The sequence below is a fragment of the Metabacillus bambusae genome (genome assembly GCF_017497975.1).
In the GTDB taxonomy this organism is placed as follows: domain Bacteria; phylum Bacillota; class Bacilli; order Bacillales; family Bacillaceae; genus Metabacillus; species Metabacillus bambusae.
Map to the genome: position 1 here is coordinate 1 of NZ_JAGDEL010000014.1, position 20778 is coordinate 20778.

Consider the following 20778-nt stretch of genomic DNA (forward strand, 5'->3'; position numbering starts at 1 on the left):
TATGGTTTACTATAACAATTACCGTTATCAATGGAATTTAAAAAAGATGACCCCTAACCAATATAGGAATCATCTTCTAGTTGCGTGACTCTTTTTTTCTTGTGTCCTTGACACGGGTGCCAGTTTATAATGCTGGACCCTTGAAATTTCACCCTAAATGAATTATTTACTCCATAATTCAACTATATCTTTAACTATTTTTGTGAATTCATCTTCTGCTTCTTCCACTCCAGCTTTATCTAAATCATCCATAAACTGTTCCCAGACTTCATCAAATTCTTCTGGATCAGCAAGAATTGCCTCTGGAATACGTTTAAAGGTTATATCTATCATTCTTTTATTTGTTACTTCAAGATTTGAACCTGCAGGGATTGCAAGATTGTAGGCTGCTCCCCATGGTTTTACTGAAAAATCTTCGGTTGGTGGGTATAAATCTTTCCATAATTCAGCATCATAATTTTTCAGTACTTCTTTTTCAACATCTGTCAATCCTTCAATCGCTAGTTCACGTGTGTTAACCGTATATGTTTGACCTGTTGAGTCTTCTACACCATCACCATAGCGTGGTGCAAACCTTTGGAAATTATAACCAATCCCTGTTTTCTTTAAATAATCTTTATCATTACGGCGTTTTTCCCATTCATCTTCAGGAATAACTCGCTTGCCGTCTACAATATTATAATGTTCGCCTTCAATTCCCCAATTCAGCATAATTTGCGTTTCTTCTGATACTAAATAATCAAGAAATTTAATGGCGCGAACAGGATCTTCACAATCTACTGAAATTCCAATTCCCCAGCCTACTTGGAAACCATTGCTTTGATAAGCAGTATGTTTATACTTTTCGCTTAATGTAATTGGATAAAATCCATACATTCTTTCATACTTACCTGCATCACGTAAAGCATTTTGTGCATCATAGATCATATAGTCTGGTGCGATAGTAGCTAACGCACGTCCTGTAGACAATTTTGCTAGCCATTGGTCATGTTTTTGAACAAAAGATTCTTGATCTAACAATCCTTCAGCATTCATTTGGTTATACCAACGGTAAACCTCTTTCTCAACTGGACGGCGATAATGTAATGTTGCTTCAAATGTCTCAGGATCAATATAATATTCACCATCATCTGAAGCACCAGTCATCATAAATCCACTATTTAACGTAGAGGCTTGAAAACGCCATCCATCAGATTGAAGGGTTAAAGGAATGGTTGGTTGTCCATCAATTTCAGGATGTAGTTTATAATATTCGCTAATAACATTTTCTAAATCTTCCAGTGTTTTCATTTCTGGGTATCCTAATTCTTTAACGACGTCATGCTGGACAAGTGCTGCAAAACCAGGGGTCATAGCTTCATTATCGACTGCTGTATTAGGTAAAACATAAATAGAAGGATCATCCTTACTCCATTTCATCCGGTTTATTTCATCACCTAGCATTTTTTTAATGTTAGGTGCATGCTCTTCAATCAATGGAGCAAGATCAATTAAGGCACCTGCTTCTACAAGCTGACTAGCGCCCTTAGATGTAATCAGGTCAGGATATTCCCCACTTGCAACCATCAATGGAATCTTTGTTTGTCCACCTTCCATATCAAATTCAGGTTCAAGTGTTACTCCTGTGTCTTCCTTAATTTTTTTACCTACTGGGCTCTCCATATTCTCCCAATCAGGGTTCGCATCAGAATCAAAGACCGTAAAGGTGATTGATCCATTTTCATTAGAAGTGCTATCAGAATCTGTTGAAGCATCTTCATTCGAAGCTTGGCAAGCAACCATAACGGATAAAAGAACTGTTATAAAGACCAAACTAAAAACCTTTTTAAAAGACTTCATATCATGTTTCCTCCCTTTGTTTATGTTCATTTATCGTATAAACAGTTGAATCTGTTGATACCATATGAATGGTTACTGTTTTACTGCTCCTAATGTCATCCCTTGAATAAAAAACCTTTGGACAAATGGATAAACCAACATAATTGGTATAACAGTAACCATGGTGATGGCCATTTTAATCGATTCCGGTGATACCATGTTCGTTTGCTGTTCATTAGGCCGCATTTGATTGGCATTCACATTTCCACCCATCGAGGTATTATCCAAAATTTTCATAAGCTCATACTGTAAAGTTGTTAAATTTTCATTCATACTGTTATATAAATAAGTATCAAACCAACTATTCCACTGTCCGACTGCCACAAATAAGCAGATAGTTGCTAAAACAGGTTTACAGAGTGGTAAGATAATGCGATAAAAGATTGTAAAGTCATTCGCACCATCCATTTTTGCTGATTCTTGAAGTGAAAATGGAAGGCCATCCATGAATGAACGAATGATAATAATATTAAAAGCACTTACTAATCCTGGTAGGATATAAACCCAAAATGAATTCATTAAACCTAAATCTCTTATCAGCATGTATCCTGGAATTAACCCGCCAGAAAAATACATCGTTAATACAATAAACGTAGATATAAATTTTCTACCTTGAAAATCAGCACGACTCAAAGTAAAAGCAACCATTGCTTGTGCAAAAACGCCTAACACGGTACCTATTACTGTTCGTAAAACAGAGTTTACAAAACCAGTTACTAAATTATCGTACTTCATTATTTCTAAATAATTATTCAAGGTAAATTCACGTGGCAATATATAAATACCACCTCTAACTGTATCGGTTGAATCATTTAAAGAAATAGCTAATACGTTTAAAAAAGGATAAAGAGTCACAATCATAACAATTGTTAAAAGCGCATAATTAAAAATATTAAACAGATAATCTTTGTTCGTTAACTTAATCATAGCTCGATTAGATGCCATTAAAATCCCCCCTTACATGACACTTTGATTGGAATATCGCTTAAATATACCGTTAGCTAGAAACAATAAGGTAATACTTACTACAGAATTAAAAATTCCGATTGCCGTTCCGTAAGAGAATTGTCCTAAACCAATCCCGTAATTAAGCGCATACAAATCTAATACCTCAGAATAATCAACAACTAGGGAATTTCCTAGTAGCATCTGTTTTTCAAATCCAATACTAATCAAATGACCTATATTTAAAATAAGAACAACTAGAATAGTTGGTCGGATACCTGGTAATGTTACATGCCAAATTCTTCTTAACCTTCCGGCTCCATCTACTTTTGCAGCTTCATATAGTTGGGGGTCAAGACCTGCAATAGCCGCTAAGAAGATAATGGCATTCCACCCCATCTCTTTCCATATATCTGAAACCGTAACAATTCCCCAGAACCACGTACCTTGAGCCATAAATTGAAAAGGTTTATCAATAAAACCAAATTTTAATAATAGATCATTAACAATACCACCATCAATAGATAACATTTTTGTGACAATACCTGCCACAACTACCCAAGATACAAAATGCGGTAAATAGGTTATTGTTTGCACAGTTCTCTTAAATAAAGAGTGGCGTACTTCATTAAGCAATACAGCAAATAATATTGGAATGGTAAACCCTACTATTAAACCAAGTAAACTCATTGCAAGCGTATTTCTAAGTGCCATGAAAAATCGTTCATCAGTAAACAAAGTGATAAAATGGTCGAGACCTACCCACTCCTGTTCAAAAAACGATCTGCCTGGTCTGAAATTTTGAAATGCCATCGTCCATCCCCATACAGGAAGATAATTAAAAACAAAAACCCAAGCAACAAAGGGTAATGACATCATATAAAGTGTTTTTTGACTTTTAAATACTTTCCAAAAACCGTTTCTCTTTTCTTTTTTCTTCGGTAAGCTTAACTTTGTAATCGCTTTCTCTTTTGCAGTTTCCATTGAGCCTCCTCCTTTTCTGTTACTTTATTTTAAATCAGATATAAACTAAAGGATACCTTAATAATTTTCACAAAATTCATATAATAATTTCAGAAAGCGTTATTATCAATAAATTAATTAGAATTTTTTAGCAAAGTTATCTAATTTCCTTCACAAGAACAAAAGCGCAAGCGCCTTGAACAGCCCCGACAAGCATAAGACGCTTAAGAATAGAAGGTGTTCTTTACCTTCAATTCTTAAGTGGCTTATGACCTCGAGGGGCTAGGCGCTGGAGCTGGATGCCAAGCGCTTATCCACAGTACAAGAATTTTATAATTTCCTAGACAAATAAAAAGTGCCAGAACATATATGGTCCTGGCACTTCTTCTGGTACAACAGCAAAGAAACTTAAATAATTATGAAGACTTTTTATACTTGTTATATAATACTAGATTTTGAGCATAAGCGTATACTGTTAATTCATCATTTTACTTTTGCGATAAGTAGATGGTGACATTCCTTCGTACTTTCTAAATTTACTATGAAAGTAGTCTACATTTGAGAAACCAATTCGTTCTGCAACTTGATATACTTTAAGTCCTTGTAATAACAAATTCTTCGCATTTTCAATTCTTACTTTATCGAGATAAGTATTAAAATGCTCTCCTGTATAGTCCTTGAATAGCTTACCTAAATATGCTCTATTATAATTAAGAACCTTTGATAACGTATCAAGTTTTATGTTTTTGTCATAATTACGCTCTATCAGATTAATCATTTTTTTTACTAGAACATCTGTATTCTTCACGTCCATTTTCCCCAGAATCTCTGCAAGTAGGGAATTCACAAAGGTCAGAAGCTGTCTTATTTTTGGTTGATTTTCAATTTCAAAAACCCTTGAAAACATATTTGATAAAGTTTCTCGTATATCTTGATATTCATACATTAGTTTATTTAATAAGGAAGAAATAATTTGAATAAAGTTCTTCTTAATTAAATTCTCTGAATAATTTTCATCGATCATCCTCATTCCAATTTCATTACATATTCTCTCAATTGCATTTAAATCACCTATCTCCATTGCAAATAATAATTTATCAACTACACTTGTCATTTTGAAATGTTCTGCTTCATACTGAGAATCTTGTATTTCGACCTTTATAGCAGGCTCTGAACTTTCATTCAATAAATAACCTTCATCAAAGAAAAATTGTTGATTAATTAAAGTGGATGTCGATTCATAAGATGCGAAAATATCTGTTATTTTGTCAAAAGTATTAGATATAGCAGCTGTAAAATGGGTGTAGTTATTATGAAACACCTTTCGTAATTCTTTGTATAAATGATCGTCTTGACCACTAAATTCAAGCTCACCATTTAACAAAATACCGATATAAGAATTATAAATAAAAACGATGCCAATATTTCTTTCTTCAAAAAACTCCCTTAAACTATTTTTAAGATTCATTAAGTCAGAGTTACTTTGTTCATCCACACTAATTAATAAAACACGATATTTATTCCATTTTAAAAAATGATCAGAACAATATTCAACTTCATCTATTCTTTCACCCTCAAGCGCAAAATGAATGATACGTTCTTTATTTTCTTCATCTTTTTTTACTTTTATATGATTATATTCTAGCGCCTCTATTAATTTTGTATTTATATCTTGTAAATAACAAATTAATTCGTCTTCCTCGACAGGTTTTAAAAGATAACCTTTCACATTATTACTAATTGCTTTCTTTGCATATTCAAATTCAGCATGTCCACTTAAAATTAAAAACTGAACAGAAGAATCACTTTCCCTTATCCTCTCAATAAGTTCAATTCCTGACATTCCAGGCATTCTAATATCAATGATCATTAAGTTTGGTGAAAGACTACTATATTTTTCAATAGCTTCGTTACCATTAGCTGCCGTACCAACTACCTCAAACCCGTAAGATTCCCATGGGATAAGCATAACTAATCCTTGACGGGTGATCGGTTCATCATCCACAATCAATACTTTAAACATCACAACTCCTCCTCAATAGGTATGATAAAGGATATTTTTGTACCAATCCCTTCCTTGCTATCAATAGTTAAACCAGTTATCTTGCCATATCTAAGTTGGAGTCTTTGATGGACATTTCGTAAACCAATGCGAATTCCTTCTTTTTCTTCTTGTTCATTTAACAATATATTAATAGCCTTTTGTTTCTCTTCACTTATCCCAATACCATTATCTGTTACGTCAACAAGTAATCCTTCTTCTATCATTTTTGTATTAACACATACTTCTCCCCCACATTCATTGTTTTCCAAGCCATGAATCACAGCGTTTTCTACTAATGGTTGGATGATAAGTGGAGGGATAGGAATATTTTTTGAAAGTGTGTCAATCGTTAATTGATAGTTTAACCGATCACCATGTCGAAATTTTTGTATTTCTAGATAGGAACGAACGACTTCCATTTCACTGTTTAGCTTGACATTACCAGTTCCAACCTCAATACTATTACGCATCAATTTACCAAGTAATTTTACAACTTGAGAAATCTCTTTCTCTCCGTTTATATGTGCCTTCATTCGGATCGATTCGAGTGCATTAAATAAAAAATGTGGATTTATTTGACTAGCCATCATTTTAAATTTAATTTCATTCTGTTTCCGCTCCAATAATGTTTTCTGTCTATTAGATTCATATACTTCGTTGAGAAGTTTTCTGGTATTGTTAACCATTAATTCTAGTTGTTTTGATAACTGTCCAATTTCATCTTCTCCATCTATTAATATACGAGTATTAAAGTTCCCTTTTCCTACTAGGTTAATTTGTTCACTTAATTTTATTAATCTGTTTGAAAGTAGTTTTGAAATATAGTAGATCAATAATAAAGCAACACAAACACTTACAGCTGCAACAATTACGCCCATCCTTCTAAACCGATTGGCATTTCCAACAATATCCTCATCTGCAATAATAGATACAATTCTCACTTTATTCAGACTATTCTCCAAAGGTATAGCCTCAACAAAAATGTGTGTAGGTTCTCCTTCTGAATTCCCCTGAAAAATACCAGTTTGTCCATCTAATATATTTTTAGAACTAATCATTGTATTCAATTTCTTCCCTAAATAATCTGGTTGATTCGTGCTGATTATATTATTTTGATCATCCACTAGCATCGTTGGTTGAGATTCTTGTGACAAAATCAAATTTAATGCTTTAGTATTTATATTGATAACTAGCACACCATTTGTATCAAACTCAAGAAAGTCTACCCTACGCACTAAACTTAAATACTTATGATCGTTATTCGTTTCATCCTCTAGATATAACCAACTTGTTAATCCTTTTCCCTCCTTTACAGTGGTATACCAGAACGAATTCTGTACCTGTTGATCAACAGGTATGATTTCCCAATCATTCAGCAATGTTGAATTTTCCATATAAAAACGAATATTAACTATCTCTTTATTATAAATGTTTCGATAATTTTGAAACGTGTTGTATTCTCGGTATGATGAAACAACCTCATAAATAGATTCATATTCTGTGTTAACAATTTGTTTTAAACGTTGATCAAAAAGAATATTATTTGAAATATATAATGGCACATTCATGACTTCTAATGTTCTTTCTTTTACTCTTTCCATATTGGCCGACGCTTGTTTTTTGGCATCCTTCAGCGCAAATTGTCTTAATTCATTTGTTAAAAATCCTCCTACAATGAAGACTGGAATAAACACAACAAAAATAAACGAAATAAGTAACTTATTTCTAAGCTTAATGTCATTGATTTTTTTCTTAATTGTTGAAAGTATTTTCCTCACCACCTTGAGTAACCTTGTAAAATAAGTAATCGTTATCCTTAGAAAAGAACTTGCCCACTATTCTGCACAATAACGCTTTCCACAGAAAATGTATGCCCTTTCATTTCTAATTAAAGTACTTCTCTGTCCTTACCTTAATAGGTATATGAACCTGATCATACATCCTTTAAATTCTCTCTTTCATCCTGTTATTATATTCCATCTTACCATATATTTAAAATTCAAAAAGTTATATTGTAAGCTTCTAAATACTTCTAATGACTTTATTTAATAATAAAGTTAGTAAAAATTCGAACTGGGAATTTTTTTAAACTCAACAAATTTCGCAGCTATCTTACTAACCCTTCTTTAAGATAAGAAATGATAGCCAATCAAGTCGATATTTTGTTTATGTATATTAAGCAATTATTTTTGTAGTTGGTATTATCCTCTAGGTAGACAGGTTTATTAAGATTATATGACCTATTAAGGTAGTGAATCTTTTCAACCAATAATATAATAGAATAAACTGAACATACTTGGGAGTTGGAGAAATGTCAGAAAGAAAGCTTATCATTAGCCAAAATATTGATGATTCATTATTAGGAAAAATAAAAGAACTCATTCCAGATTGGACCATAATCGTCGGGAGTGCTCCAACCATTTGGGAATCGCATGTAGCCGATGCTGAAATCATTGCCGGTTGGAAAAAGGAAATGAAGGAAATTATCAATACTAAAGATGCAAATCTACAATGGCTTCAAACATGGAGTGCGGGAGTTAATACTCTACCACTTAAGCGATTACAATCCACCAATGTAAATATTACAACCGCAAACGGCGTACATGCTTACCCGATTTCAGAAACAATCTTTGCTTTAATGCTTGGATTAACAAGAAAAATTCATACATATGTGAGACAGCAATTAAACCAAACATGGCACCATGCATCGATGAACCAGGAAATTCATGGAAAAACTGTCGGGATCATTGGGGTTGGAAATATCGGCTTCGAAACCGCAAAAATTGCAAAAGCATTTGGAATGACTGTTCTAGGAATTAGAAATTCTGGGCAGGCGGAAGAATATGTCGATGAAATGTTTACACCAGCTGATTTACATACGATTCTTCCCCAATGTGATTATGTCATTGTAACCTTGCCATTGACTCCAAAAACAAAAGGCCTCTTTGGAAAGCATGAATTTCAATTAATGAAGTCTTCTGCTTTCTTTATCAATATTGGGCGTGGAGCGATTGTGGAAGAAAATGAACTAATAGAAGCTCTCGAGGAAAAACAAATTGCTGGAGCTGGGCTAGATGTTTTCGAAATTGAACCGCTTCCACAGAAAAGCCCAATTTGGGAAATGGAAAATGTCATTATTACTCCACACACTTCTGGCAGTACGGAATACTACAATAAACGGGTAATCGAAGATATTTTTGTCCCGAATTTGAAAAGCTATCTCAACGGACAAGTCCCAAGGATCAATTTACTTGATTTTGAAAAGGGGTATTAAATTATTAAACAATATTACTTACATATAAATACCACTAAAAACCAACTTCCCAATTTAGAGACTCGGGAAGTTGGTTCTTAGAGTTTTTTATAAAGATTCCCTCAATAATAGGTCGGCTGTCTCATATTCCCCAGTAAAGATGTGAAAGATAACTACATGTTACTTGGAAAATAGTTATTCCTCAATTACATTCATTTTTTCGAGTCGTATTTTTCACCTTTACTTTGGCTTTATTATTGCTAGTAGCCTTAATATTTAACCTTACCCAATGTTTTTCCCTTAAGATCAGTAGTAATCACTTGTGCTTCGGAAGTAGATACCTCTTCCGTTTTCACATATAACAATTCTGTTTTTGAGTCGTAGTACCAAACATCATTGCCTTTTTCTACTGCTTCTTTGGAATCAACTAATTTTATTTTTTTTCCGTTACGTTTAACAGAGTTAAGTCCCCTATCACCGGCGTTAACTTTTATTTTTGCTGCCCAGGTTCTATTTTCAATATGCCCTTCAAAACTGCCCTTCATCGCTGAAATTTCAAGTGTAACATTCTCCCCATTGGAGGAGGCGGTGATCTCTGTATCAGCTGATTCGCCTTTTTCATATTTGTAGGTTTGCCCATCATCCTCATATAAGTTGAAGCTTGAAGCTTCACCAGTTTGCTTCGGATAAACGTTCAATGTCATCATTGTTGCCGGTTTTTCATTGGTATAATTTTGTATCTCACGCTGTGGAATAATCGCTCCTTCTTTTACAAATACCGGAATCTTAGACAAATCAGCTTCGTATTCAATTGTCTGTCCTCCTACAAATGTTTTCTGAGAACTCCAGTCATACCATGTACCCTCTGGAAGGTAGATGCTTCTTTTAGAAATACCCTCCAAAGAAATAGGCGCGACTAGCATATTTGGACCAAACATCCATTGGTCTTCAATCCCATATACATTTGCATCTGTTGTATAATCCATTACAAGCGGTCTCATTAATGATACATTTCCATCTGTTGTTTGCTTGGTCGCGGAATAAATGTATGGAAGAAGTTTATAACGCTGTTCAATGCTTTGTTTTACAATGCCTTCTGCTTTTTCGCCAAACGCCCATGGCTCTCTTGTGTTCGTTGGATCACCACATTCGCAATTATGAGCACGGAAAATTGGCATAAATGATCCTGCTTGCATCCAGCGTGTATAAAGCTCAGCAGTTGGTTTGCCGTTAAATCCACCAATATCCGTTGTGAAATAAGGCATTCCAGACATCGAGGAGCTTAATCCCAATTGTATATTGTGTCTAAAGGACTCCCAGCTTGCATCGATATCTCCGCTCCATACGGTTGCTCCATATTCTTGAATTCCTGAAAACCCCGATCGTGACAGGCTCCATAGACGGTCATCACTGTAGCTTCTATGACCATTATAGAACGCTTTTGCTTCGTTTAATGCATACACATTTCTAATCTCAGCTGCACTTCCTTTAGAGAAATGGTGTCTTAACGAATCTGTTGCCTTCTCTGGTTCATTTAAATCAATCCAATACCCTTTAACACCAGCATCATGTAAAGATTTAACCTGTGCATTGAACCATTCGACAGCTTTTGGATTAGTGAAGTCCACTAAGCCTGATTTTCCATACCAAGCATCATAAATAATTGTTTTACCTGAAGCATCTTTTACAAAATAACCATTTTGGTCACCTTCGTTAAAGTTGTTTGCCGTTACTTGAATGTACGGATCGACTATCGGCACTGTCTTGATTCCTTTTTTCGTTAACTCCTCCATACTTTCTTTTGGATTTGCAAAAGCTTCAGACCAAGTCATGTCAAAGTAATGATTTTCTTTTGCCCAATAAACATCGAGTATCATTCCATCTATAGGAATTTGCTTTTGGCGGAATGTGTCTACAATCTTATTTACTTCCTGCCAGCTCTTATATCCAAACTTGGACTGGATGTAACCTAATGCCCATTTCGGCGGTATTGGTGGCTTACCTGTTAAATCTGCAAAGCTATTCATTATACCGGTTAGAGTGCTCTCTTTTTCACCAGTCATAAAGTAGTAAATCATTTCGCCGTTTGGTGAATGAAAGGAATACGTCTCTTTGTCTGTCAAACCCATGTCAAAGGTAGCATTTTCATATGTGTTATCAAAGTAAAGACCATACCCCTTCGTACTAGTAAAGAACGTACCAGAAATATCAGATGTATTTCCGCCAAATCCCCCTTTCATTCCATTGTTCATTACAACCTTATGGCCTCTTCGATCAAAGGATTGAGAGTCACGATCCATACCAAGGCCAAAAAAATGCTCTTTTGAATCTAGCTTCAAGGTAGAATATACTCCAGTATCTCCGTCATAACCTAATCCGTTTCCTTCACTATGCTCTGTTAACAACTTAGTATTCCAAGGATCATAGTAAGCAAGCTTAAATGGGGACTTATAAGCTCTCAAACTCATTTTTTCTGTTTGAATTAATACATAATCCTCTTTATTAGTTACCTTTGGAACGATACTTGCTGCCTCTTGATCGACAACAAAGGATGCCTTCTTCTTAAATGTTCCAGTCGGTTCCATCCATATTTTAGCCGTATCCTCTTGAACGAATTCGACCTTAACCTTTTCCTGGTTCGTTGAATTCATCACGACGGATGTTCCATCATTACTTATTGTATAAGGTGTGTCTGCATCCAAACTTTCAATATATGAAACACTTTGATACTCTGATGGGTCTTTTTCAATCATTTTAACGCTATCAAGATCAAGAACACTTTCAGCCTGACCTTCTGCGATCACCCCAACCTTTACAACTTCATCAGCCATTAACTGAATATTTGGGACTCTTACTTCCTTCCAATCATCACTTGCAGGGATTGGAACTTCTTTTGTCCCTCCAGAGTAACTGACATAAAGTGTGGCATTGTTAAAATTTCCAGATTTGCGAGTGTTAATTGATAATTGATAGTTTCCATCAATTGGGGCATTACCAAATTGCCATAGATCAGAAGAATAATCATCCTTGCCCGAAATACGGACAAATGACTTTTCATCTGCTGATTCAATTGATTGGTTGACCATATTTGTACGGCTCCAACCAGTGTATCCTTGTTCAAATTCTTTGTTATACAGATTGACCTCTACCTTCTCAGGTACTTCAGAGTTTGCTGATTGAAGCAGCACATTATCAAGCTGCAAGGATGTATCTGCTTTAGGTGCTCCCATATAGAACTCTAACGTTAATTCACCTTCCGTGACTTTAATCGTATCTGTACTAAATTTTTTATACTCAAAGTCATCAGCGTTCCATTTTTGCTTTATAGGACCATTTGGATCTTTTAGATTAGGTTCAATGTTCACTTCTATCTTCTCTTGGCCAGGCTGGGAAACAATCATTTTAGCAACTCCGCCCGTAAATGTCGGATCCAAATGCGGCATTAGTTTCGCCATTGCTGAAATCGTATACTCGCCATCCTCTAATCCAACAATCTTTTGCTTTGAGGTAACTTTGCCGCCTTCATTAGGAGAATACAAGTATTGCTTATACCCTTCATAAGCATCATTTTTATCTACGCCATGCCATACAGTTGTGCCAAATGTATCAATTGTCCAGCCAGTTTCATTTCCCATTTCAAAATCACCGTTAATGAGCTGACCTGTACTTGAGCTGAACTGAATGGAATCAATTAATGTCGAGCCCGTATCTTCACCTGTAAATTCCATGATGATTAAATTTACCCCTTTGTTCAATTGTACAGATTGTTCGATCGTTCCCCATCTATCGCCTGTAACTGGGAACGACACCTTAGATGGTGCGTCAATTACATTCATTTTTTTATCTTCTACAGAAAGAGATAAGGTACTAGCCTCTGCATTTCCATTCCCGTATTTTATTGATATTGGAAACTGCCCTTCTTCAGGCATTTCAACGACAATTGTTACTTTTGATCCTTTTTTGTTCAAGCCTGTTAGATAACCAAAACCATCATAGCCCATTTGTTCGTTATCAAAGATGGCTCCTCCTTGATAAGAAGCGACTTCTGTTTGATATATTTTCTTTGTTGTTTTTGGAATTAGTTTCAATACTGTCGTATCATGAGGTTCGAGCATTTCAGAATACATCGTGCGGTAGCCGAGATCCTTATGCTCCCATAGATTGCGGGTAAAAGCTTCATCTTTGATTCCAAGGTCTTTTTTGAAATCCATTGATAGCCCTTTGCTTGTGTCACTGCGATTAAAGAGAGAAACGACCCAAGATCCGTCTGGCAACTGTCCAGCCCATCTTTCACTGTCGCGACTTACATTGTTCTTATAATGCTGATTTGAATAAAAAATTGGCTTTCCTGCAAAACCAAGCTTATTCAATTCAATCAATTCAGAGTTTTGATAATATTTGTAATTATCTCCAATAGTGTCATATTGATCTGCAATGGTTATTGGAGAACCTGCCATTGTGAATAATGATATTGCTGTTTTCTTTTCATCCTCAGCATAACGTCCCTTAAACGTGTTTAACTTTAAGAAGTCACCGTCATTAATCAATGATCCACGTCCCGATATATCAGCAAATCCAGTAAATCCTTGGAATGGATTGGCCCATTGAGACCAATTATTTGTCCACTCTTGTCTTCGTCCCGAGATATGCTCCCAACCACCACTGAAGGCATCCTCATCAATTCGAATCATATCTCCGTATTGATATTCATATTCACCATGGTTTTTTAAGTCAGGCATGACTAAGCTAAGGAATACATCATTCTTTTTAGTAGCTTCATCCATCCATTGAAGAGCTTTGCGATACTGTTCTCTTGTGTGACCTGTGCCAATTTGGCCAAGCCCTTTATCGTAACCGCTTTCATACCAAGATAAAAAGTCCACACGTAAATACGAGGCTCCTTGTTCTGCAAAGAAGTCTACATATCCTTTCAAAAATTTTTCGGCATCTGGATGGTCAACATTTAACCAATAAAGCGCTCTTTCGCCACCTTGCCCCCCATCAAAGCGATCTCCTTGAAGTATTTTACCACCGCCAATATCTTGTGGTTCTGTAATAACAAGATCAGCGACTGGTGTATTTGTCCCTTTAACTTTGTATTTATCCGGATTTTTCACAACTTCTGGACTAATCCAAAGCGGATTATAGTAGATTCCAAACTTCATCCCTTTGCTTTTCACATATTCTGCCCAATGTTTCCATGTATGTCCTTCTGGATAACGCTCGTGAGGGTACCCCTGCCAAACTTCTGTTTCGACTTGCTCAAAGCCTCCGTTATCTACTACATTCCCCTCAGGAATTGGAGGTTGTTCAGAATCTACAGCTGTAAATGTAATGTCATCAAGCTGCAATGAAGCATTTCCCTTTTTTGAATCAATAACAAATTCAACAGTCAATTCAGTCCCAACAGATTTCACATCAATTAAATAGTTTTTATATTTTGAACTTAACTCGATTGGTACCTTCTTTATTACTTCTCCATTTTGGCTGACCCGCATTTCAGCATAGCTGCCAATCACCTCATCAGTAAACTGATTTGACCCACTAAAATCCCCTAAAGTTGCCCACGCGGAGAAACGATATGTTTTATCCTTCTCTAGTCCAGTCACGGTTTGACTCAAGGTTGCATCAAACGGAGCATTTTTATAAAAATAAAACTTAAAGTTATTTCGGGCACCAGACTTATCGACTTCAGAATCAGCATTTCCCTTGATATCCCACCCTTCGGTGGTAGCGTATTCGAAATCACCGTTAAATAACTTTCCTGGTTTAATATATGGTTTCTCGCGACCATCCATATATATTGGATCACTCATCCATCGATCATTATGTGAAACGACGTACCCATTTTCATTTAATAGAGTTGCCCCCTCTATCCACCCATCAGTACTAATCATGTCATAACCATATGGTTGGAAGTTTTTAGCCATCCAATCAATGTTTTCTTTAAGACGATGTTCTGGCATAAACACATCTTTTCCATATTGATGCTCATATGTAATCCAGTACATCGGCCCAGCACCTTGTCTAGTAAACTCACTATCTCTTGCAAACCCAGAACGAACCTCAAATGCAGAAAAGACCAAATAAATCATAATTGATAGGATCATGGCTTTCTGAAACAGTCTGTGTTTACTTGTTCGCATATTTACCCTCCCTATTTGTTTTTGTGTGTTAGTACAATTCTTAATAGCTTCTGCCTAAATTACTTAGATGACCACCTCCTTTAAATGTATGCGTTATCATACATAAAACGATCTACAGATACTTTATTCAGTGAATAAAGTAATTATTCCAAAGGATCCAACAGAAGTTGTTTCCCTTGCTATTTGTAAATAGGTACTTTAAATAGATGACTAACCACAAGTGCACAAGCCCCAATCAACCACACATCCTCACCTAGCTTTGAGGTTTTGAACTGAAGTTTACGAGGATGCTTAATGAAAAAGTGGACCTCAAGCTCCTTTTTAATTCCTTTTAGCAGGAATTCTCCCTCTCTTAAACCTTCCCCACCTAAAATTATGGCTTCAGGATTAAATAGGTGCACCAAATTTTTAATTCCTATTGCTAAATTTTCTCCTTGCTTTACCAATAATTCTTGTGCATAAATATCACCGTTTTGGGCTGCCATTACAATACTCTCTGGAGTAATGGGAGTAAATGACTTAATTAAAGTAGGAACACCAATCGAAACCATGCGTTCAGCCTCATTCACTAGGAAAGAATCAGAAGCATATAATTCTAAACAACCTCTCTGTCCGCAATAACAGAGGCGGTCTCCTTGATAAATTGTGATATGCCCCAACTCTCCAGCACCGCCAAACTCTCCTCTAAACAACATATTATCAATAACAATACCTGACCCCACACCAGCTCCTACAGTAACACCAATAAAGTTTCTATACTCTCTTCCCAAGCCTATCCATTTCTCTGCTAGTGCAAATACATTTGCATCATTATCGATCATTAAAGGAACATCAAAATACATTCCGATAGGCTTCAAATCCCCATGGTCCACCTTTAATATAGGTGAATAGATAACTTCATTACTTTCCCGGTCTACTAACCCAGGTGTAGCAATACCAATCCCCACTAATTTGGAAACGCATTCATTTTCTTTAATAAAACACTCGAGTTTGTCAATAATTACTTGTGCTAATTTGTTTGCTTCGGCGTGTGAATATGAAAATTGCTGTTTGTGAAGGATCTTGCCTTCTAAGTTAGATAGGCACATCTTCACTTCCTGCATTTCTATCTTTAATCCAGCGATTACGCCAAAATCTCCGTTAAACTTTAATAAAACCGGCTTTCTGCCACCTTGTGAGTCCCCAGTTCCAACCTCAGAGACAAAATTTTCCTTAATGAGTTCATCGATAATATTCGTAATGGTTGATAAGCCTAATCCTGTTTCTTTTGCTAAATCAGTACGTGAGATATTTCCCTGGAGGCGAACCCTATTAATCACAAGAGAGCGGTTCAGTTCTTTAATAAGCTCCTTATTTCCTTTTCTAAGTAAATTCAATATACTCGTCTCCCCTGCACATATTTCATATGGTAAATTTAACATAATTCACTCAGCGAAACAAGTGATATTTCAGATAATTCAAAAAATAAATAACTCCCTTCATCCATTTTTAATGTCTTGATTAAATGTCTACCAAATGACATAAAAAAAGACATAAAAAGACTCTATGCTTCACAAAGCATGTCAGTCTTTCATGTCTCTTATTTTAATCAACCTAAGTATAATAGGTGTATTATTATTTTATTCCAGCAGATTGTGTTACCTCTAAAGCATCCTCTAACTTTTTATCGTTAATCTTTATGTCAGCTTCTTTTTGTAGCTCGGATAGTACTTGGTTAATAGGCTTCGCATGTTTAGCTATTAACTCTCTTTCAATTGCAGCTTTCTTGTCTTTAAACGTATTTGTTTTCTTATCTGTTACTTTAATAATATGATACCCATATTCTGTTTTTACAGGTTCACTAATCTCATTAACATCCAATGAAAATACAGCCTTATCAAATTCTGGAATCATGATTCCTTTTGGAAAATACCCGAGGTCGCCTCCTTTGTCTTTTGAACCTGGGTCAGTAGAATATTTGCCCGCAAGGGTAGCAAAGTCCTCCCCCTTGTCAAGCATCTCCTTTACTTCCTTCGCTGTTTTTTCATCCTTAATTAGAATATGGCTCGATTTAACTTCTACTTTATACTTTTCCGCAAATTCTTTTTTCACTTCTTCTTCTGAAACCTTCACACCATCTGTTGCTGCTTTTTGTGCCAATAATTCATGTTCTACTAGCTTTTTAAATGCTTTCTCATCTGTTATTCCATTTTGCTGAATAGCCTGTTTAAAACCTTCCTCACCTCCGAATTGCTCCTTATATTCCTTGATTTTTGCAGCAATCTCTTTATCTGTCACCTTGTACTCTTTTTCAAGTAACATAGTTTCAACCATTTGTTTTAAAACTTTTTCACCCGCATGACTCTTTAATTCATTGTAAAATTCCTCTTTCGTTATTTCACCCGACTTAGATTCAACAACTGTTTCCGAAGAACTAAGGTTACAAGCGGAAAGAGATAGGACTCCTGCTACTATACCAAGGGAAACAAACATTTTTTTCATCTAAAACATCTCCTACTCTATTACTATTTTTTTGAACTGCTTACTACTAGATAACAGATCTGCATACTCCGTTCATAAGATACTAATTGAAGCTGTATATATAGGTATCTAGCAAAATTTCTTATCTTATTGTTTATACTCTATAACAACCATATCCCAATATTTAAGACTAGGAAGTGTAAAGATCACCTTGTTTTGGTCCTTGGTGAAAGGAAGAGCCATTGGCACACCATTTTGCTTGTCTGGAGAAGCCATCCAAACATTTTTAATAGGTTTAGTTTCCTCAATCTGGACAGTTAACGGCTTTCTATTTTTAGGCTCTGCTTGATTAGCATTTGTATCACGCCATTCTAATGTTGTAGCATCTAAAAAATTAATAAAGTGAATGACCTTTTTATGACCCTTTTGTTTTGCAAAGCTCCAAATTTTCCCTTGTTCAGGTTGAGTAGAGAACTGAGCCCAATCAGAAGAACCAATGGTTATTGGCACCTCTTGCAGGTTATCTCGAAGCAAATTTTCATATGCTACAAGGAAATCATAATAATTCAAGAGCTTGCTTTGTAAGGCTGTACTCAGCTTCAAATTTTCATGTGGAAAATATTCCTTTGACAGCATGTGTTCCCCTAATTCCAAGTGTGAACCACCAGATGCAAAAATTACACTGTTTGTCAGCAGTATACCTGGTGTATTAAATTCACCCAACTGATTAGAAAACTCGTAATTCATATAGGCGGCTAAGATTGTTTGATATTTTTCTTTTGAGTATTGATTGTTTTCATCAATAATTCGTTTTAAATCACTATAATATTTATCTTGATCCCATACTTCTGTGTATAAAAATTCAACAGGAGCGTCACTAAGTTGTTTTTGGCCGTATTGGCTTACAGCGTTCATGACTATACTTTTGTCTGGTGTTTCTCTTTTAATATGTTCAATAAAAGGTGTGAACGATTCATCAAGCTTTACCAGATTCCCATTATAATCATATACATTTCCCCTTGGCCCAAGTTGATCTATATGCCACCCATCAAAGGGAAGAGATTCATACACTTTTTTTTGCTGTTGAATCATATAGGTTTGCCATTCAGAATTGTCCGGATTGACCAGAAACACATCACTTTTCCATTCCTCTGGTAATGGATGATAATCATGCTCATTTTTATTTTGGTCTTTAAATAAGCGCCATTCTGTTTTGACACCATCCTTTTCAGCCTTAGCAAAAGCGCCGTACAATAGATTATATGCCATCGTTTTCATGTTTCGTTTGTGGGCTAAATCAATATATGTTTTAATTGTCTGCACCGAGGTATGTCGATTGGCGATGTCCTCCCAATGGCTGGCAGACTCATTGTTTTCTAATTTAATAGGTTGGTGGTGTTTATAATGCCAATCATAAAATTGTAATCCATTAATGTGATAACGATTTAGCCAGGAAATAACAGACTCCATGTCTTTGTTCGTCATATCCTCAAACTTTGATAGAAATCCATATCTCGGAAATTTTGACCAATCGCTTGAAACATCAACTGCAATTGTTTGTTGATCCTGATCAGTCTGGGTTTCTAGCTTTACACGAACTAAATACCCTTTGAAATCCTTTTCTGGCGGATTCCATGTCCATTGTATTTCGTTTTTATCCACCTTTATCTGTTGTTTGGAGATCACATCATCTAAATGAAAGTAAGTGATTTCTAACACTCCACCAGCATACTTAGCTGGCAATTTAGTCGTAAAATGAATGGTTTCATTAGGTTGATATGAAGCTTTATCTGTTGTTATACTTTGGATCACTTTTTTTTCTTCTTTTACTGCTGGTTGTTTTTGATAAGAGAGATACTTACTTGCTATCAACGAGACTATTAATAGCAAAATCATCGATAACAAGATGATTTTGATAGAATTCTTCCTTTTTAGCATACAATTTAACTCCTTGTAACAACCGACTAGTTCCTTGCTTTTCCCTGTCAGAATGAATGTACTCATATTCTCCTTACCTATTTGCCTCAATGTAAACAAGACTTAAGAGGGGGAATAGCCATTTCTTTTATGAGAAACCTGACTAAACTTAGTCAGGTTTCTCTCTATTCGTTTGTTAAGCCATTCAAATAAGTAAGTTATCAATTCGTTTTGGGACCATAATCTGCATCAATGATTTTATCGATTGGGTGTCCGCATTCAGTTAATTTCTCAATTTCAGGTCCTATATAAAGATCTGTTTGAAAGGATCCATTAGGTAAATCTACGTGTATTGTATATGTACCTGGGCCGTAGACGTTGGTGACATTATCGAAGCTTATCTGCCCCTCATATGGTTTGCCATCTTCTTGTGGGATCGTTCCATTTGGATAAGAATAGCTTGTGAAACTGATCTCAATTGGATTCATGCCTTCAGGGACAGTAAATGTTGCTGTTCCATTCATCACATCTGAATGAAAAAACTGATCTAACGGTCGCTGTGGATAAGTCTGCTGGTCTAATACAGGTTGTTCTTTTATCGTGATTGACTCACTCCACAATTCTCCCTTCCCTGGATGGTTGGGACGCTGATAAGCTTTAAACATATAATTACCAGCTGCAAGCTGATCAGATGTATAGGTTAATTCCAGTTTCTCTCCTGGTGCTAACGCATTTACTGTTCCGGTTGCAATAACCTCACCATCTTTAGGATTGCCTTTTTCCGACCAATATACCTCATAGGTTACTTCACCCAGCATGGCTTGAGAGTCTTGACCATTTTTTATCGTAGCAGAAATGCCATTGCATGTTACATTTTCAGTAATGAAGGATAATGAGCTTTTGTCCCAAGCTGATGATTTATTCTGCGAGTTACTTTGTTTTACTCCTTTTTGTTGGCTACTTTTTTCAGTTTGTTCATTCTTAATCGGAGCAGCAAATGTTGATTTTCCTGGTGATATAAATGAAATGGAAAGTAATGTGGCAGTTAGAATACAAGCTGTTATTTTCGTTAGCTTTTTCATATGTCATCCTCATTTCTAAAATCTTAAATTACTTTTTTATGAGATTATTCGTTTGATAGAGTAGAGGGTGACTAAAAAGGATCTGCCCTT

Annotated in this window: 12 protein-coding genes; 2 read left to right on the forward strand and 10 right to left on the reverse strand. The window is 35.6% G+C overall.

Annotated features, from left to right (window positions below; translation table 11 throughout):
* A partial coding sequence (locus I7822_RS17280) for an IS3 family transposase (protein ID WP_207978019.1) occupies positions 1-88 on the forward strand: 88 nt, incomplete at its 5' end.
* A gap of 74 nt (positions 89-162) precedes the next feature.
* Here the strand turns inward: I7822_RS17280 and I7822_RS17285 are convergent.
* The 5 genes from I7822_RS17285 to I7822_RS30480 all read right to left on the reverse strand — a co-directional run bounded on the left by I7822_RS17285 (position 163) and on the right by I7822_RS30480 (position 7608).
* Positions 163-1839, reverse strand: coding sequence for an ABC transporter substrate-binding protein (locus I7822_RS17285; protein WP_207980365.1), 1677 nt, complete (start codon positions 1837-1839; stop codon positions 163-165).
* Between the two features lie 72 nt (positions 1840-1911).
* The gene (locus I7822_RS17290; RefSeq protein ID WP_207980366.1) at positions 1912-2823 is read right to left on the reverse strand and encodes a carbohydrate ABC transporter permease; all 912 of its coding nucleotides are present in this window, start codon (positions 2821-2823) and stop codon (positions 1912-1914) included.
* A gap of 12 nt (positions 2824-2835) precedes the next feature.
* The gene (locus tag I7822_RS17295; RefSeq protein WP_207980367.1) at positions 2836-3807 is read right to left on the reverse strand and encodes an ABC transporter permease; all 972 of its coding nucleotides are present in this window, start codon (positions 3805-3807) and stop codon (positions 2836-2838) included.
* Positions 3808-4261: 454 nt separating this feature from the next.
* Positions 4262-5809: a response regulator transcription factor gene (locus I7822_RS17300; protein ID WP_207980368.1), complete on the reverse strand. Its 1548-nt coding sequence runs from the start codon at positions 5807-5809 to the stop codon at positions 4262-4264.
* Positions 5809-7608, reverse strand: a complete 1800-nt coding sequence (locus I7822_RS30480) for a sensor histidine kinase (RefSeq protein WP_307847792.1) — start codon at positions 7606-7608, stop codon at positions 5809-5811. The genes I7822_RS17300 and I7822_RS30480 overlap by 1 nt, the downstream gene beginning before the upstream one ends.
* A 533-nt stretch (positions 7609-8141) precedes the next feature.
* Between I7822_RS30480 and I7822_RS17310 the strand changes: the two genes are divergently transcribed.
* Positions 8142-9104, forward strand: coding sequence for a D-2-hydroxyacid dehydrogenase (locus I7822_RS17310; protein WP_207980369.1), 963 nt, complete (start codon positions 8142-8144; stop codon positions 9102-9104).
* Positions 9105-9352: 248 nt separating this feature from the next.
* On the opposite strand, the gene I7822_RS17315 is transcribed toward I7822_RS17310, so the two are convergent.
* From I7822_RS17315 to I7822_RS17335, 5 genes are all read right to left on the reverse strand, one after another.
* A complete protein-coding gene (locus I7822_RS17315; RefSeq protein WP_207980370.1) occupies positions 9353-15229 on the reverse strand; it encodes a TIM-barrel domain-containing protein in 5877 nt (1958 codons plus the stop codon).
* A 179-nt stretch (positions 15230-15408) separates the two neighbouring features.
* Positions 15409-16605: an ROK family transcriptional regulator gene (locus I7822_RS17320; RefSeq protein ID WP_207980371.1), complete on the reverse strand. Its 1197-nt coding sequence runs from the start codon at positions 16603-16605 to the stop codon at positions 15409-15411.
* 238 nt (positions 16606-16843) lie between these two features.
* A complete protein-coding gene (locus tag I7822_RS17325; RefSeq protein WP_207980372.1) occupies positions 16844-17710 on the reverse strand; it encodes a peptidylprolyl isomerase in 867 nt (288 codons plus the stop codon).
* A 126-nt stretch (positions 17711-17836) separates the two neighbouring features.
* Positions 17837-19627 (reverse strand): endo-dextranase, encoded by a 1791-nt coding sequence (locus I7822_RS17330; protein WP_207980373.1) that lies wholly within the window; start codon positions 19625-19627, stop codon positions 17837-17839.
* Positions 19628-19827: 200 nt separating this feature from the next.
* Positions 19828-20688 (reverse strand): hypothetical protein, encoded by an 861-nt coding sequence (locus I7822_RS17335; protein WP_207980374.1) that lies wholly within the window; start codon positions 20686-20688, stop codon positions 19828-19830.
* Between the last annotated feature and the right edge of the window lie 90 nt (positions 20689-20778).

What these genes read in the sequence shown, in the direction of transcription:
- I7822_RS17310 (WP_207980369.1), top strand. Translation starts at nt 8,142, where the DNA reads ATGTCAGAAAGAAAGCTTATCATTAGCCAAAATATTGATGATTCATTA.
- I7822_RS17325 (WP_207980372.1), bottom strand. Translation starts at nt 17,710, where the DNA reads ATGAAAAAAATGTTTGTTTCCCTTGGTATAGTAGCAGGAGTCCTATCT.
- I7822_RS17330 (WP_207980373.1), bottom strand. Translation starts at nt 19,627, where the DNA reads ATGCTAAAAAGGAAGAATTCTATCAAAATCATCTTGTTATCGATGATT.
- I7822_RS17295 (WP_207980367.1), bottom strand. Translation starts at nt 3,807, where the DNA reads ATGGAAACTGCAAAAGAGAAAGCGATTACAAAGTTAAGCTTACCGAAG.
- I7822_RS17315 (WP_207980370.1), bottom strand. Translation starts at nt 15,229, where the DNA reads ATGCGAACAAGTAAACACAGACTGTTTCAGAAAGCCATGATCCTATCA.
- I7822_RS17335 (WP_207980374.1), bottom strand. Translation starts at nt 20,688, where the DNA reads ATGAAAAAGCTAACGAAAATAACAGCTTGTATTCTAACTGCCACATTA.
- I7822_RS17285 (WP_207980365.1), bottom strand. Translation starts at nt 1,839, where the DNA reads ATGAAGTCTTTTAAAAAGGTTTTTAGTTTGGTCTTTATAACAGTTCTT.
- I7822_RS17300 (WP_207980368.1), bottom strand. Translation starts at nt 5,809, where the DNA reads ATGTTTAAAGTATTGATTGTGGATGATGAACCGATCACCCGTCAAGGA.
- I7822_RS17290 (WP_207980366.1), bottom strand. Translation starts at nt 2,823, where the DNA reads ATGGCATCTAATCGAGCTATGATTAAGTTAACGAACAAAGATTATCTG.